This window comes from Streptococcus mitis (assembly GCF_008763935.1).
Taxonomy (GTDB): domain Bacteria; phylum Bacillota; class Bacilli; order Lactobacillales; family Streptococcaceae; genus Streptococcus; species Streptococcus mitis_DB.
Genome location: NZ_VTQF01000002.1, coordinates 251600 through 266705, shown reverse-complemented (window position 1 = coordinate 266705; position 15106 = coordinate 251600). Strand labels below are relative to the sequence as shown.

Sequence of the window (15106 nt, the reverse complement as noted above, 5' to 3'; positions counted from 1 at the left end):
TTTAATTACAATTTACCTGCTACTTCATCCAACAATTCTTGGATCTTAGCTTGGTTGCTTCCTCCTGCCATGGCCATGTCTGGTTTACCACCACCACGTCCATCAACGATTGGTGCTAATTCTTTGACAAGGTTTCCTGCATGAAGGTCTTTTGTCTTGCTTGCTACAAGGACATTGACTTTGTCACCGATAGCAGCAACAAGGACAAGAAGATCAGAGTAGTCTTTTTGTTTCCAGTTATCTGCAAAAGTACGAAGGGCACCAGCATCCGATACAGATACTTGGCTAGCGATATAACGATGACCGTTTGCTTCCTTAACGTCCTTGAAGATATCGCCTGCGGCTGCAGCTGCGGCTTTTTCTTTCAATTCAGCATTTTCTTTTTGAAGTTGACGAAGTTGTTCTTGAAGACCTTCTACCTTGTGAGGGACTTCCTTGACTTGCGGTGCTTTCAAGGTTGCTGCGACAGCTTTAAGAGCGTCTTCTTGTTCACGGTAGGCTTCAAAGGCTTCCTTACCAGTCACTGCCAAGATACGGCGAGTTCCTGATCCGATCCCTTCTTCTTTGACAATCTTGAAGAGTCCAATCTCAGAAGTGTTGCCAACGTGGGTACCACCACAAAGCTCGATAGAGTAGTCACCGATAGTAACAACACGAACTTCCTTGCCGTATTTCTCACCAAAGAGGGCCATAGCACCCATTTCCTTGGCAGTGTCAATATCCGTTTCAACTGTCTTCACTTCAAGAGCTTCCCAGATTTTTTCGTTGACTTGCTGCTCAATCGCACGCAATTCTTCAGGAGTTACGGCTTGGAAGTGCGTAAAGTCAAAGCGAAGGAATTCGACTTCGTTAAGAGATCCTGCTTGTGTTGCGTGGTTTCCAAGGATGTTGTGAAGAGCAGCGTGAAGCAAGTGAGTCGCAGTGTGGTTTTTCATAACACGGTGACGACGATTTGTATCAATTGCCAAGGTATATTCTTGGTTCAAAGCAAGCGGTGCAAGAACGTCAACCGTGTGAAGAGCTTGTCCATTTGGAGCTTTTTGAACATTGGTCACAGCAGCCACGACCTTACCTGACGCATCCAAGATTTGTCCATGGTCAGCAACCTGTCCACCCATTTCAGCGTAGAATGGCGTTTCCGCAAAGATAAGAGAGGCAGTTCCTTCAGACACAGCTTCTACTTCTGCATTATCAGCCACGATAGCCACCAATTTAGAAGACAATTGGCTAGCATTGTAGTTGAAGACACTTTCTACAGTGATGTTTTGAAGGGTTTCATTTTGCATACCCATTGAGCCGCCCTTAACAGCTGAGGCACGCGCGCGTTCTTGCTGTTCTTTCATGGCTACTTCAAAGCCTTCACGGTCCACAGTCATACCAGCTTCTTCAGCGATTTCTTCAGTCAATTCAACTGGGAATCCATAAGTGTCATAGAGTTTGAATACATCTGAACCAGCAATGACAGATTGACCTTTTTCTTTCAATTCTGCTACGATTCCTTGGGCAAAGTGTTGACCTGAGTGAAGAGTACGGGCAAATGACTCTTCTTCGCTCTTAACGATTTTTTCGATAAAGTCACGTTTTTCAAGCACTTCTGGGTAGTAGCTTTCCATGATTTTTCCAACCGTTGGAACAAGTTTGTAAAGGAAAGGCTCGTTGATACCCAATTTTTGACCATGCATAGAAGCACGACGGAGCAAACGACGAAGGACATAACCACGACCTTCATTTCCTGGAAGGGCACCATCACCGATAGCAAATGAAAGTGAACGGATGTGGTCAGCGATAACCTTAAAGCTCATGTTATCGCCATCTTGGTCATAAACCTTACCAGACAATTTCTCCACTTCACGGATGATCGGCATGAAGAGGTCCGTTTCAAAGTTGGTCTTAGCCCCTTGGATAACGGCCACCAAACGCTCCAAACCAGCGCCCGTATCAATATTCTTGTGTGGCAATTCCTTATATTCGCTACGAGGAACAGCAGGGTCTGCGTTAAATTGTGACAAAACGATGTTCCAGATTTCGATATAACGGTCGTTTTCGATATCTTCTGCAAGAAGGCGAAGACCGATATTTTCTGGGTCAAAAGCTTCTCCACGGTCAAAGAAAATCTCTGTATCAGGTCCAGAAGGCCCAGCACCGATTTCCCAGAAGTTGTCCTCAATAGGAATCAAGTGACTTGGATCCACTCCCACTTCAATCCAACGGTTGTAAGAATCTTTATCGTCTGGATAGTAGGTCATGTACAGTTTTTCAGCTGGGAAGTCAAACCACTCAGGGCTTGTCAAAAGCTCATAAGCCCAAGTGATAGCCTCATCACGGAAGTAATCCCCAATAGAGAAATTCCCCAACATTTCAAACATGGTATGGTGACGTGCTGTCTTCCCTACGTTTTCGATGTCGTTAGTACGAATCGCTTTTTGGGCATTAGTAATACGTGGATTTTCAGGGATAATGGTTCCATCAAAGTATTTCTTAAGGGTTGCTACCCCAGAGTTGATCCACAAAAGAGTTGGATCATTTACAGGAACCAAACTCACTGATGGTTCTACTGAGTGACCTTTAGTCGCCCAGAAGTCAAGCCACATTTGGCGTACTTGTGCACTAGATAGTTGTTTCATATTGTCTCCTTATTGCTTGTTTAATTTGATTGACTTTCCAGCATTTCCACATAGTCAATAGCGACACAGAGGGAAATGACTAGATCTGCATAAGCGTCCTCCAGAACCGTTACGGTATAGGTAGAGGTCAGATGAAAGAGTTCTTTCCTGATTTCCGCAATCAACTGATCACGATCATCCAGTAGTTTGAAATTCAAATCCCAGATATTGCCCTCGATACGAAGCCCCAGATTATCAAACTCATACTTATCTCGCCAGAAGGTCAACTTCTTACGAATTACAAAACTCGATCCATCCTGAAGCTGAATCTCAAAACGAGGAAGTAGAGTCCAAATCTCTTTACTAATCTCACTGACTTGGTTACCAAATGCATCATAGATAGTAAAGGTTTTGGGAATTTTAAAAAATGATCCCTCTACCTGATAGGCGATTTCTCCCCTGTCATCCTTGATAGCAAAGCGCTCGCCTCCAAGACGAAACTTTTGTTTGACAAGAAATGTTTTCATCAACACATCCAAAAAATCAAAAGACAAGTTCATATCACGAAGGGCGAAAAACCGCGGTACCACCTTCATTCAATGAACTTGTCATTCTCTTATTCTTATGCAATTGTATGATTGAGTAGCATGACTTCCTAGCTTAGATGGCTCGCAGCACCGCCATTTCTCTGGACTAAGACAACTGAAAATCAATTCTCAACTTTCTTATTATATCGTTTTTTTAAGCTTGCGTCAACTGGAAATGATCCCCATTTAAATAACCCATTCCCTACATCTCTTCTTACTTTTTCAGGATATATTTTTTCTTACTGCTATCACTCTTTTTATCCCAACTTTTATCCCACATTTTCGAATTGCTAAAAATAGCTACGAAAATATTCCAAAATATAAAGTTTCCTATCACCAAATATATGGAATCAGTTGTTAGGTATTGTCGATCCAAACCATCCTTTAGATAGAATAGTATATATGTTTGGTTAAAAATCATTAATGTTGGCCAATAACTTTTTTTGAAAAAAGTAGACATTTTCATTATTTGTTACCGCTTTCTGTAAGGTTAAACTTAGTATACTACTAGACAGGCAAATAAGCAACTATCATAGAAAAAGATACCGTTATAAAAATTTCCTTTTACATAAAAAAACGAACCAGCTGACTGATTCGTTTTCATCCGTTTAGCTCCTACTTCCTATACATTTTAAACTGTAGGAAGAGGTCGCTATATTTTCCTGTCCATTTATGGTCAAATTTCTCATAAACTTCTAGGTGTTTCATGGTTTCAGCATCTGGATAGAATGCTTTGTCTTCTTTTTTCTCCTCTGGGAGCAGTTCCTTAGCTGGTAGGTTTGGTGTTGAATAGCCGACATACTCTGCATTTTTGAGAGCATTTTCGGGTTTCAACATAAAGTTGATAAATGCATAGGCTGCGTCTTGGTTTTTGACTGTTTTGGGAATGACCATATTGTCAAACCAAAGGTTGCTGGCCTCTGTCGGTACCACATAGCGTAGATTTTCATTTTTTTCTAGCATTTGGCTGGCTTCACCAGAGAAGGTCACGCCGATAGCAGCATTGTTCTGAATCATGTAGCCCTTCATCTCGTCGGCAACGATAGCCTTGATATTTGGAGTCAGTTTATAGAGCTTATCCACTGTCTCTTCCAACTGCTGGGTATCCTTGGAGTTGAGGCTGTAGCCTAGGGAGTTGAGCCCCAATCCCAGCACCTCACGCGCCCCATCAAAGAGCATGATAGAGTTCTTATACTCTGGTTTCCAGAGGTCGTCCCAATGCTCAGGCGCTTCATCTACCATAGTTTCATTGTAGACAATTCCCAAGGTTCCCCAGAAGTAAGGGATGGAGAATTTATTGCCTGGGTCAAAGGACTGGTTGAGGAACTCTGGTCCGATATTTTCAAGACCTTCAAGTTTTGAATAGTCAAGCGGTACCAAGAGATCTTCGTCCTTCATCTTGTTGATCATGTATTCACTTGGGATAGCAATATCATAAGTCGTTCCACCCTGCTTAATCTTGGTGTACATGGCTTCATTGGAGTCAAAAGTCTCGTACTGGACTTGGATTCCTGTTTCTTCTGTGAATTTCTCCAAGAGTTCAGGATCGATATAGTCCCCCCAGTTGTAGATTACCAGTTTTTGACTATCTCGACTATTGATTTTACTATCTAGATGCGTCGCAATTCCCCACAAGACCAGGATAATGGCTGCAATTCCTGCTAAAAATGAATAGAGTTTTTTCATGCTTGCTCCTCCTTCTCACGTGAGATAAAGTAATACCCAACAACCAGGATAATACTAAAGAGAAAGACAAGGGCAGACAGGGCATTGATTTCTAGCGAAATCCCCTTCCGAGCACGAGAGTAAATCTCGACTGATAGGGTTGAAAAGCCATTTCCCGTTACAAAGAAGGTCACAGCAAAGTCATCTAGAGAATAGGTGAAGGCCATGAAATAACCTGCAATGATAGACGGAGTCAGGTAAGGAAGCATGATTTCCTTGAACATCTGAAATTGACTGGCACCAAGGTCATAGGCCGCATGAATCATGTCACCGTTCATTTCCTTGAGTCGAGGCAAGACCATCAAGACCACGATAGGAATCGAGAAGGCCACATGACTAGATAGAACGGTCAAAAAGCCAAGTGAAAACTTGAGTTGGGTAAAGAGAATCAAGAAGCTGGCACCAATCATAACATCAGGCGCAACCATGAGGATATTATTGAGTGAAAGAAAGGCTTCTTGGTATTTCTTACGAGATTGGTAGATGTAAATGGCTCCAAAAGTCCCGATAATGGTCGCTATCAAGGCTGATAGAAAGGCCAAGAAAAAGGTCTGGGTCACAATTAACATAAGGCGACCATCGCCAAACATGGTTTTAAAATGGCTCAAGCTAAAGCCTGTAAAGCTGTTCATGTCGTTGCCTGCATTAAAGGCGTAGCCAATCAAGTAAAAAATCGGCAGGTAGAGGACAAGAAAGACCAGTCCCAGATAAAGGTTGGCAAATTTTTTCATCGTTCTCTCCTTTCCTTGGTCACCCACATGGTGATGAACATGGTCAGAATGAGAATCACACCGATGGTAGAACCCATACCGTAGTTGTCATTTGTCAGGAAGTTCTGCTCAATGGCTGTCCCCAAGGTGATAACGCGGTTCCCACCAATCAAACGAGTCAGCATGAAGAGACTCAAGCTTGGAATAAAGACCGACTGAACTCCACTTCGCACGCCGTTCATCGATAGAGGGAAGATGACATGGCGGAAGGTCTCCCACTTGGTCGCACCCAGATCGTAGCTGGCATTGATGAGGTTATTATCCATATCGTCCAAGACATTGAAAATGGGCAAAATCATAAAGGGAAGCTCGATGTAGCTTGCGACAAAGATAAAGGAGAAATCGGTAAAGAGCAACTGCTGTGAACCAATTCCGATGAATTCCAAAAATTGGTTAATAGAGCCATTTTGACCAAAAATTCCAATAAAGGCATAGGCCTTAAGGAGCAAATTGATCCAAGTTGGCAGGATAATCAGCATGAGCCAGAGTTGACGGTGCTTGAGACGGGTCAAAAAGAGGGCTGTTGGATAGCTGATAAGCAAGGTCACAAAGGTCACAATTCCTGCATATAGTACAGAGTTGAAACTCATTTTTAGGTAGGTCAAGTTTTGTGACGCAAAGTAAGATTTATAGTTTTCTAAACTGAATTGTCCTTCAATATTGAAAAAGGATTGACCGAAAATCAAGACCAAGGGTGCCAGGACAAAGAGGGCAATCCAGAGCATGTAGGGCACTACAAAGAGTTTAGAGCTTGTTTTCTTCATCTCTTTCCTCCTCGATTGCATTGATTAGACCTGCTTCTTGCTCTTCGATTTCTACGTACTCCTCAATACGAGCATCGAACTCTTCTTCAGTTTCGTTGAGACGCATGATATGGATGTCTTCCGGTTCAAAGTCCAGACCGATTTCCTCACCCACGATGGCCTTACGAGTCGAGTGGATCATCCATTCATTCCCAAGTTCGTCATAGGCGATAATTTCATAGTGAACCCCACGGAAGAGCTGGGTATCCACCTTAACTTGGAGCTTGCCTTCTTCAGGAAGGGTAATCCGCAAGTCCTCTGGACGAATCACGACCTCAACAGGTTCATTCGGCTTCATCCCCCCATCAACCGCTTCAAAGCGTTTGCCGTTAAACTCAACCAAGTAGTCCTCAATCATGGTTCCTGGCAAGATATTTGACTCACCGATAAAGGTGGCAACAAAGTGGTTGATTGGCTCATCGTAGATATCTACTGGTGTTCCAGACTGAACAATCTCGCCATCATTCATAACGAAAATCCAGTCACTCATGGCCAGCGCTTCTTCCTGATCGTGAGTGACAAAGACAAAGGTAATACCCAATCGTTGTTGTAGTTCACGCAGTTCATACTGCATGTCTGTTCTTAATTTCAAGTCCAACGCTGACAAAGGCTCGTCCAACAAAACCACACGGGGTTGGTTGATGATGGCACGGGCAATAGCCACACGCTGACGTTGTCCTCCAGAAAGTTTACGGATAGAACGTTTTTCGTACCCTTCCAACTGAACCATCTTGAGAACTTCCGCTACGCGTTGCTCGATTTCTTTCTTGTCAATCTTGCGCAAGCGTAGTGGAAAGGCAACATTTTCAAACACATTCATATGTGGAAACAAGGCATAGGATTGGAAGACAGTATGGACGTCTCTCTTGTTGGTTGGGATATCATTGATACGGACACCATCCAGCAAAATATCTCCTGTCGTCGCATCCAGTAAACCTGCAATGATGTTAAGGATAGTTGATTTCCCTGAACCAGACGCGCCTAGAAGGGTATAGAATTTCCCTTCTTCCAACTCAAAGTTGATGTCTTTGAGAACCTTGGTGTTGCTGTCTTCAAAAACTTTAGAGACGTTTTTGAATTCAATAATTGGTTTTTTCAATTGTCATTTATTCCTTCTTTTTCATAGATTAACAGATCAGGTCTCTGTCAGGCCGCTACTACCTCGTGTAGGAGATTGAACTGCCTACATTCTTCTGCACTGACGATAGGCTTTCACCCCCTTTCCATGACATAGCAGCAGCTTTTTAGCTAAAGCTTCCTACTTGCTTTCACCTAAAATGCGGACTTCTCTCTCAAGTGTAATACCTGAGTGTTCCTTGACTCTTTCAATCACAGACTCAATCAAGTCCTCGTAGTCTTGGGCCGTTCCGTCAGCAACATTAATCATAAAACCTGCGTGTTTTTCTGACACTTCCACGCCACCGATACGATAGCCTTTCAAGCCAGCTTCTGAAATTAATTGACCTGCAAAATGACCTACTGGACGCTTAAAGACCGAACCACAAGATGGATATTCTAAAGGTTGCTTGAGTTCACGTAGATGCGTCAAGCGATCCATTTCTTGCTTGATGACCTGATGGTTTCCTGGAGCTAGGGCAAATTTAGCTGACAAGACAACTGCACCAGACTCTTGAATGGCTGAGTGACGGTAACCAAAAGCCAAGTCCTTGACAGACAGGGTCTCGATTTCTCCATCCTTGGTCAAGACCTTACAAGACTGCAAGATGTGGGCAATCTCGCCACCATAGGCACCGGCATTCATAAAGACAGCACCGCCAACGCTTCCTGGAATGCCACAAGCAAACTCAAAACCAGTCAAACTATGACGAAGCGCAATGCGAGTTGTTTCAATCAAGTTAGCACCAGCTTCAGCTTCAATGGTATAGCCATCAACGGAAACATTATTGAGCTTGTCACACAAGATGACAAATCCACGAATTCCACCATCACGAACGATGATGTTGCTGGCATTTCCAAGAACCATCCAAGGAATACTTTCTTGATTGGCAAATTTGACAACGCGAGCCAACTCAAAACGATTTCGTGGAAAGACCAAATAATCGGCCTCTCCACCTACTTTTGTATAACTATAAGCATGCAAGGGTTCCTTGAAACGGATATCAATCCCTTCTAAGATTTCAATCATTTTTTCTTTTACTGACATGACACTCTTCCTTTTACAAAATTCATTCCATTATACCATTTTTAAGACCATTTGACGACCCTAAAAAATCTTGGGCTTATTTTAAACAAAAAAGAGGTTTCCCCCTTTTTCTTATGATTTTTTGCAAAAGACTGCCTTTGTTCCATAGGCAAGCAGAACAAGTTCAAGTGCTAGGACCACTTCAACCAAGACTGGATTGGTCAACCAGCCAACTTGGGCAAGAGATGGTGCCAGGTCAAAGAAGGCATGTAGTCCATAGGCCGCTAGGAGATAAATCCATTTCTTCTGGCGAACAGCTTGGTAAACCCAAACAGTCAAGAGTAATTGGAAACCTAGGGCCAAGATTCGCTCAAAACCAAGCAAATAAATCTGCCAGACTGATAGCGACTGAATAGTTTTCAACATATTTTCAGACAGCAATTGCATGACCTGTGGATTCTGAGTTTGAACTGCTGAGAGAACGATGTAGAGATTAATCAAACTAGTAAGACCTAGGAAAATCAACTCCAAGCCACCATGCCCCAATCCATAAGCCAAGGCATCTGCCTTTTCCAAACTTCTCTTTTTCTCCAACCATTTGAAGAAAATAAGACGAGCAGTTTCCTCAAAAAATGCTGCCATGGCTAGGCCATAGATGATATAGACAAGCGGATGGTCTTGCAAGAGGGCAATACTACCGTCTTTTTGAGGATGTAAAACCAAGATATGCACCAGTTTTTCTAAAATCTGTGAAGAGACAAAGAAAGCAACAGCACCCAATCCCAAGACAGCTAGATTGATCTGATATTTCTTTTTGGCATACCAAATGCTTCCTAGCAAGATAACCAGCAACAGCACCATGGTAATGATAATATGAATGGTCATTTTCTTCTCCTATTCCGCCTTTTCAATATCTTTTTTCATCTCGTCAACATTGAACTTAGCAAACAAGTATTGACGGTCTTGGACTGGAAAACGTTGATCCAACTGGTCAACAGCTCCCACTTCGATAATCCCTTCCTTGATGACAAAGTCCATGACATGACCACCGAAGGTCAAATCATCTGAAATGAAGTGCAGATGGTAGCCTGCCACACTGACCCCATGGAAAATCTCTGGAGTCCAGAAACCAACGATGGTTCCCGCCACATTTTCACGACTATATTCAGGTTGATGGGTTGCGACATCAGCAAACTTGGTATCTGGTGTCGACTTAGGAATCATGCGCACATGCATATGCGAAAATTCCCCCCGAATCTTGATAGAGCGGAAAAGATTTTCCCCGTCATAATAAGACTCAATTCGTTCTTCCAATTCCTTGTCCGTCATCTCAAAGCGTTGGCGGAAAATGACCTCTGCCTGATGCGGTACTACTGCTGCATAAGGAATAAGGGCATCTGGTGATACTTCCACAATTTCTGGCTGATCTCCTGAGCCTTTGGCTTGATAAGCCTTGCCATCCAAGACAATCAATTCCCCATCAATGGAATCCAAGGTTCCCAAACCAAGATCACCATGCTCTAGCAATTCTCCCACTGTCATGGTACCACCATAAAGGCCAGCCATCAAGGCTCCAAGGGTATTGTATTGAAATAATTTCACTGGTTCCTGCACGTTCTTATCCATTCTCTTTCTTATCTGTTATACTCAATGAAAATCAAAGAGCAAACTAGGAAGCGAGCCGCAGGTTGCTCAAAGCACTGCTTTGAGGTTGTAGATAAGACTGACGAAGTCAGCTCAAAACACTGTTTTGAGGTTGTGGATAGAACTGACGAAGTCAGTACCCATATCTACGACAAGGCGAAGCTGACGTGGTTTGAAGAGATTTTCGAAGAGTATTATTCTATAAATGTTACTCCTAAGTATACCACATTTGCCCCTAGATGTGAACGAGAGAAACACCCTAGACATTGCCAAGAAGGAAAAAAAAAGGTACAATGTAACAAAATCAAGGGAGGTTTGGAATGAAGAAACAAAGCAAGTACCAAGAGGTCGTTTCCTTTCTAAAAAATGGTATCGAGTCTGGACGATTTTCGACGGGAAGCCGCCTGCCTTCTATCCGTCAACTGAGCCTTGACTTCCACTGTAGCAAGGATACCATTCAACGAGCCCTGCTGGAATTACGGCACGAACAATACCTCTATGCCAAGCCCCAGAGTGGTTACTATGTCCTAGAACAAGGGCAACACCAGGATCTAGAAATCGAAGTCACTGACGAACATGCCAGTGCCTATGACGATTTCCGACTCTGTATCAATGAAACCTTGATTGGTCGGGAAAACTACCTCTTCAACTACTATGACAACCAAGAAGGATTAGAAGACTTAAGACAATCCATTCATAAACTCCTCTTTGACCAAGCTCTCTACTGCAAGGCAGACCAGTTGATATTGACTTCTGGAACCCAGCAAGCCTTGTTTATCCTTTCTCAAATTTCCTTTCCTAGCCAAGCCAAGGAAATCTTGGTGGAACAGCCGACCTACCATCGGATGAATCGCCTCTTGATTGCTCAAGGTCTGGACTATCAAACGATTGAACGAGGCATTGATGGGATTGACTTGGAGGAGCTGGAAGGCCACTTCAAAACAGGAAAAATTAAATTTTTCTATACCATTCCTCGTTTTCACTATCCTCTGGGGCATTCCTATTCAGAGCAGGACAAACGGGCTATTCTTGACTTAGCTGCCAAGTATGGAGTCTATATCGTAGAGGACGACTATCTGGGGGATTTGGACTCTAAAAAAGGCCAGACCTTCCACTATCTAGATACAGAGGAGCGCGTCATTTATATCAAGTCCTTCTCAACCAGCCTCTTTCCAGCCCTGCGGATAACAGCACTCATCCTTCCAAATACTATCAAGGAAGCATTTGTGGTCTACAAAAATATCCTAGACTACGATAGCAACCTCATTATGCAAAAGGCCCTGTCACTCTATATTGACAGTCAATTATTTGAGAAAAATCGGCTAGCTCGCTTATCCAATCAGGAAGCTTACCAAAAACAAATCGAGGAAAGACTAGCTAACACTCCTTGTCCCCTTCCTCATTTTCCCCTACACGATGGTTTATTACTAGACCTGAGACAGTATTCTAAAATCGCTAGTCTCAAACACAGCCAACTGGGCTTGGATTTCTTTGAAGAGGCTTACTTGGATGCCTGCCCTTATCAATTTGCCAAGGTGTCCTTAGACAATCTGGAAAAGGTTTTAAACTATTTAAAAGCAGAATTGGAATGACTTCCAACTCTGCTTTTTTCTTATTGTTCAACTTCTGTTAAGGTTGCCGCTTTTTCAAGATATTTTTGGTAGGTGCCGTCATCCTTGAGTTTTTGGATAACCTTGTCCACCACTTCTTTCAAATCAGCACTATTTTTTCTAAGGGCAACGGCATTGGCTTCGCCGTCCTTCATCTTCAAGCTGACAGTTGCGACAGCTAAGTCGGCATTTTTAGCAGCATAGCTAAGAGCAACAGGCTCATCCATGTGAACAGCATCTACTTTTCCAGCCTGTAATTCATTAACAGCTTCACCCATATTGGTTAGGGAAGTTAACTGCGCTTTTGGCAATTGTTCCTTGACCATTGATTCTGGAACAGTCCCTTTTTGGGCTGCAATATTAGCACTTTCAAGGCTAGTTAAATCCTTGTATTTTTCTACATCAGACTTACGAACCAAGAAACTAATCTTGTTTTCATAGTAAGGGATTGAAAAATCAAAGACTTCTTTTCTCTCGTCAGTAGCGCTAATTCCCGCAACCGCTAGGTCAGCCTTCCCAGTTTGAAGACTGGTCAAGACATTGTCAAAACTCATGCTTGAAATTTCCAACTTCACCCCAAGTTCATCAGCGATAGCTTGGGCCATATCAATATCCGCACCGACTACCTGGTTTTTTCCGTCAACTAAGGATTGGAATTCAAAAGGTGCATAGTCAGGACTAGTCGCCACAACTAATTTCCCCTTTTGCTTAATGGCCTCAACAGCTGACTGAGAACCATTAGAACCCGACTGGCAAGCTACTAAGAAGAAACTTGCAAGAAAACTACATAAAACAAATATCCATTTTTTTGATTTCATAAATAAACAACCTCTCTGTTAATTTTGTATAATTATAACGCTATCCAAGTTGCTTGTCAAGTGTTTTTTTGAATTTTTATCTTAAAAATATTTTTTTCATTCAATAAAAGGAGCTATCAATTGATTTCAAGCTCCTTTTTATACAGAATGAATCTATTTTATAGTTCGACAATCTTACCTGTTTCAAAGTAAACAACCCATTCACAGATATTTTTGGCATAGTCTCCAATGCGTTCCAAGAAGGCAATCACTTGGAAATAATCACGACCTGTAACAATGGCATCAGGATTTTTCTTGATTTCTTCTGTAGCCAAGTCACGAATGCTATCAAAGTAATGGTTGATTTTTTCGTCCATGGCTGCTACTTCATAGGCCTGGTCTACTGAACCATTGAGATAGAGTTCAAGGGCTGCTTCGACGAAGTTCTTGACATCGCGACCCATTCTCTTTATTTCTTCTTCAACAGCTGGGATGCGTTGCTCCCCCTTCATACGAATTGCCGCCTTGGCAATGGAAACGGCATGGTCACCCATACGTTCCAAGTCAGATACAGCCTTCAAGACTGTCAAAACAGTACGCAAGTCCTGAGAAACGGGTTGTTGAAGGGCAATCATTTCAAATGATTTCTTTTCCAATTTCACTTCGTATTCGTTTACTTCTGCATCGTCTTCGATGACTTCCTTGGCCAAATCACGGTCATGCGTAACAAAGGCACGCACTGTACGATTGATTTGAGATAGCACTTCTTGTCCCATAGCATAGAACTGGTTGTGCAATTTCTCTAAATCTTCCTCAAATTGAGAACGTAACATCATTTATCTCCTTATCCAAATTTTCCTGAAATGTAATCTTCTGTTTCCTTGTGTTGTGGGTTGAGGAACATCTTCTTGGTATCGTTAAACTCAATCAAATCTCCATCTAGGAAAAATCCTGTCTTGTCAGAGATACGAGAGGCTTGTTGCATGGAACGCGTTACCAAGAGCATGGTGTATTTATCTTTTAGACCATACAAGGTTTCCTCGATCTTACCGGCCGAGATAGGGTCCAAGGCTGAAGTCGGTTCATCCAAGAGAATGATTTTAGGACTGGTTGCCAAGACACGGGCAACACAGACACGTTGCTGTTGTCCACCTGAAAGTCCGATAGCTGAATCATGCAGGCGATCCTTGACCTCATCCCAGATGGAAGCTCGTTGCAAGGCTTTTTCTACTGCTTCATCCAGAACCTGCTTGTCCTTAACTCCATTGATACGAAGCCCGTAAACAACATTTTCGTAGATAGACATAGGGAAGGGGTTTGGTTGTTGGAAAACCATACCGATTTCCTTCCGCAATTCAACTGTATCCGTACGCGGGCTGTAAATGTTGTGGCCGTTATAAACCACTAAACCAGTTGTGGTTACCTCTGGATTAAGATCCCCCATGCGGTTGATAGCCTTTAGGAGGGTTGATTTCCCTGATCCAGATGGACCGATCAAGGCTGTAATTTCCTTGGGTTGGAAAGATAGGGAAACACTATTCAAGGCCTTCTTTTGATTGTAGTAAACGGACAGGTCTGACACCTGTAAAATCGCTTCTGTCATACTGTTTCCTTTCTATCCAAAGTGTCCTGTTACGTAGTCATTGGTTGACTGCAACTTAGCATTTTGGAAAATATTAGACGTCTTATCGTACTCGATCAAATCACCCAAGTAGAAGAATCCTGTGTAGTCACTAGCACGCGCAGCCTGTTGCATACTGTGGGTCACGATGATAATGGTAAAATCCTTCTTCAACTCCAACATGGTTTCTTCAAGTTGAGCAGTCGCAATCGGATCCAAGGCTGACGCCGGTTCATCCATCAAGAGGATATCTGGTTTAACAGAGATAGCACGAGCGATACAGAGACGTTGCTGCTGACCACCTGATAGGGTCAAGGCCGACTTGTGCAAATCGTCTTTGACCTGATCCCAAAGGGCAGCCTGACGAAGAGAAGTTTCCACAATTTCATCCAAGACTTGCTTGTCCTTAACCCCTGCACGTTCATGGGCAAAAGTGATATTGCGGTAGATAGATTTGGCAAATGGATTTGGGCGCTGGAAGACCATCCCGATGTGTTTACGCATTTCATAAACGTTGATTTCTGGACGGTTGACATCAATCCCTTGATAGAGAATTTGACCTGTTACCTTGGCAATATCAATGGTATCATTCATGCGATTGAGACTGCGGAGGTAGGTTGATTTCCCTGAACCAGAAGGGCCAATTAAGGCTGTAATTTTATTTTTTTCAAATTGCATATCGATGCCCTTAATAGATTCATTTTTACCGTAGTAAACATGTAAATCCTTAGTAGAGAGGGCCACTTTCTCTTCAGGAAAGGTGATGATATGCTTTTCATCCCAATTATATTTTGACATGGCTT

The 15106-nt window shown here is 42.8% G+C and carries 16 protein-coding genes; 2 read left to right on the top strand and 14 right to left on the bottom strand.

What is annotated here, in order from left to right:
* Window positions 1-5 precede the first annotated feature (5 nt).
* The 10 genes from alaS to budA all read right to left on the bottom strand — a co-directional run bounded on the left by alaS (window position 6) and on the right by budA (window position 10257).
* On the bottom strand, window positions 6-2624 hold the full coding sequence (gene alaS, locus F9B91_RS04045) for an alanine--tRNA ligase (RefSeq protein ID WP_150922565.1): 2619 nt from the start codon (window positions 2622-2624) through the stop codon (window positions 6-8).
* Window positions 2625-2644: 20 nt separating this feature from the next.
* Entirely contained in the window at window positions 2645-3130 is a 486-nt protein-coding gene (locus F9B91_RS04040) for an LURP-one-related/scramblase family protein (RefSeq protein WP_049488628.1), read from the bottom strand.
* A 274-nt stretch (window positions 3131-3404) separates the two neighbouring features.
* Window positions 3405-3656, bottom strand: coding sequence for a hypothetical protein (locus F9B91_RS04035; RefSeq protein ID WP_084862450.1), 252 nt, complete (start codon window positions 3654-3656; stop codon window positions 3405-3407).
* Window positions 3657-3805: 149 nt separating this feature from the next.
* On the bottom strand, window positions 3806-4876 hold the full coding sequence (locus F9B91_RS04030) for an ABC transporter substrate-binding protein (RefSeq protein WP_084862451.1): 1071 nt from the start codon (window positions 4874-4876) through the stop codon (window positions 3806-3808).
* Window positions 4873-5646: an ABC transporter permease gene (locus tag F9B91_RS04025; RefSeq protein ID WP_000712740.1), complete on the bottom strand. Its 774-nt coding sequence runs from the start codon at window positions 5644-5646 to the stop codon at window positions 4873-4875. Before F9B91_RS04025 ends, F9B91_RS04030 begins: the two co-directional genes overlap by 4 nt.
* Window positions 5643-6449 carry an ABC transporter permease gene (locus tag F9B91_RS04020; protein ID WP_000753801.1) on the bottom strand — a complete coding sequence of 269 codons (807 nt, stop codon included), beginning with the start codon at window positions 6447-6449 and terminating at the stop codon, window positions 5643-5645. The genes F9B91_RS04025 and F9B91_RS04020 overlap by 4 nt, the downstream gene beginning before the upstream one ends.
* Complete coding sequence (locus F9B91_RS04015) at window positions 6430-7587, bottom strand: ABC transporter ATP-binding protein (RefSeq protein ID WP_000742900.1); 1158 nt, start codon at window positions 7585-7587, stop codon at window positions 6430-6432. Before F9B91_RS04015 ends, F9B91_RS04020 begins: the two co-directional genes overlap by 20 nt.
* A 159-nt stretch (window positions 7588-7746) precedes the next feature.
* On the bottom strand, window positions 7747-8652 hold the full coding sequence (gene murB, locus F9B91_RS04010; RefSeq protein ID WP_150922564.1) for a UDP-N-acetylmuramate dehydrogenase: 906 nt from the start codon (window positions 8650-8652) through the stop codon (window positions 7747-7749).
* 111 nt (window positions 8653-8763) lie between these two features.
* Window positions 8764-9516, bottom strand: coding sequence for a YhfC family intramembrane metalloprotease (locus F9B91_RS04005; protein ID WP_150922563.1), 753 nt, complete (start codon window positions 9514-9516; stop codon window positions 8764-8766).
* Between the two features lie 9 nt (window positions 9517-9525).
* The gene (gene budA, locus F9B91_RS04000; protein ID WP_020903182.1) at window positions 9526-10257 is read right to left on the bottom strand and encodes an acetolactate decarboxylase; all 732 of its coding nucleotides are present in this window, start codon (window positions 10255-10257) and stop codon (window positions 9526-9528) included.
* 24 nt (window positions 10258-10281) lie between these two features.
* Between budA and F9B91_RS11430 the strand changes: the two genes are divergently transcribed.
* On the top strand, window positions 10282-10599 hold the full coding sequence (locus F9B91_RS11430; protein ID WP_225306547.1) for a hypothetical protein: 318 nt from the start codon (window positions 10282-10284) through the stop codon (window positions 10597-10599).
* Window positions 10596-11867 (top strand): PLP-dependent aminotransferase family protein, encoded by a 1272-nt coding sequence (locus F9B91_RS03995; protein ID WP_070478399.1) that lies wholly within the window; start codon window positions 10596-10598, stop codon window positions 11865-11867. Before F9B91_RS11430 ends, F9B91_RS03995 begins: the two co-directional genes overlap by 4 nt.
* 20 nt (window positions 11868-11887) lie before the next feature.
* Here F9B91_RS03995 and F9B91_RS03990 read toward each other — a convergent pair whose 3' ends face one another.
* From F9B91_RS03990 to pstB (F9B91_RS03975), 4 genes are all read right to left on the bottom strand, one after another.
* On the bottom strand, window positions 11888-12703 hold the full coding sequence (locus F9B91_RS03990; RefSeq protein ID WP_150922562.1) for an ABC transporter substrate-binding protein: 816 nt from the start codon (window positions 12701-12703) through the stop codon (window positions 11888-11890).
* A 158-nt stretch (window positions 12704-12861) separates the two neighbouring features.
* Window positions 12862-13515, bottom strand: a complete 654-nt coding sequence (phoU, locus tag F9B91_RS03985; RefSeq protein WP_000946458.1) for a phosphate signaling complex protein PhoU — start codon at window positions 13513-13515, stop codon at window positions 12862-12864.
* An 11-nt stretch (window positions 13516-13526) separates the two neighbouring features.
* The gene (gene pstB / locus F9B91_RS03980) at window positions 13527-14285 is read right to left on the bottom strand and encodes a phosphate ABC transporter ATP-binding protein PstB (protein WP_150922561.1); all 759 of its coding nucleotides are present in this window, start codon (window positions 14283-14285) and stop codon (window positions 13527-13529) included.
* Between the two features lie 12 nt (window positions 14286-14297).
* Entirely contained in the window at window positions 14298-15101 is an 804-nt protein-coding gene (gene pstB, locus F9B91_RS03975; RefSeq protein ID WP_000049848.1) for a phosphate ABC transporter ATP-binding protein PstB, read from the bottom strand.
* Window positions 15102-15106: the final 5 nt, after the last annotated feature.

Excerpts from the sequence above, each read along its gene's own strand:
- F9B91_RS03995 (WP_070478399.1), top strand. The coding sequence starts at position 10,596 with ATGAAGAAACAAAGCAAGTACCAAGAGGTCGTTTCCTTTCTAAAAAAT.
- alaS (WP_150922565.1), bottom strand. The coding sequence starts at position 2,624 with ATGAAACAACTATCTAGTGCACAAGTACGCCAAATGTGGCTTGACTTC.
- F9B91_RS04005 (WP_150922563.1), bottom strand. The coding sequence starts at position 9,516 with ATGACCATTCATATTATCATTACCATGGTGCTGTTGCTGGTTATCTTG.
- phoU (WP_000946458.1), bottom strand. The coding sequence starts at position 13,515 with ATGTTACGTTCTCAATTTGAGGAAGATTTAGAGAAATTGCACAACCAG.
- F9B91_RS03990 (WP_150922562.1), bottom strand. The coding sequence starts at position 12,703 with ATGAAATCAAAAAAATGGATATTTGTTTTATGTAGTTTTCTTGCAAGT.
- F9B91_RS04020 (WP_000753801.1), bottom strand. The coding sequence starts at position 6,449 with ATGAAGAAAACAAGCTCTAAACTCTTTGTAGTGCCCTACATGCTCTGG.
- F9B91_RS11430 (WP_225306547.1), top strand. The coding sequence starts at position 10,282 with ATGAAAATCAAAGAGCAAACTAGGAAGCGAGCCGCAGGTTGCTCAAAG.
- F9B91_RS04040 (WP_049488628.1), bottom strand. The coding sequence starts at position 3,130 with ATGAAAACATTTCTTGTCAAACAAAAGTTTCGTCTTGGAGGCGAGCGC.
- murB (WP_150922564.1), bottom strand. The coding sequence starts at position 8,652 with ATGTCAGTAAAAGAAAAAATGATTGAAATCTTAGAAGGGATTGATATC.
- F9B91_RS04025 (WP_000712740.1), bottom strand. The coding sequence starts at position 5,646 with ATGAAAAAATTTGCCAACCTTTATCTGGGACTGGTCTTTCTTGTCCTC.
- pstB (WP_150922561.1), bottom strand. The coding sequence starts at position 14,285 with ATGACAGAAGCGATTTTACAGGTGTCAGACCTGTCCGTTTACTACAAT.
- budA (WP_020903182.1), bottom strand. The coding sequence starts at position 10,257 with ATGGATAAGAACGTGCAGGAACCAGTGAAATTATTTCAATACAATACC.
- F9B91_RS04035 (WP_084862450.1), bottom strand. The coding sequence starts at position 3,656 with ATGAAAATGTCTACTTTTTTCAAAAAAAGTTATTGGCCAACATTAATG.
- pstB (WP_000049848.1), bottom strand. The coding sequence starts at position 15,101 with ATGTCAAAATATAATTGGGATGAAAAGCATATCATCACCTTTCCTGAA.
- F9B91_RS04030 (WP_084862451.1), bottom strand. The coding sequence starts at position 4,876 with ATGAAAAAACTCTATTCATTTTTAGCAGGAATTGCAGCCATTATCCTG.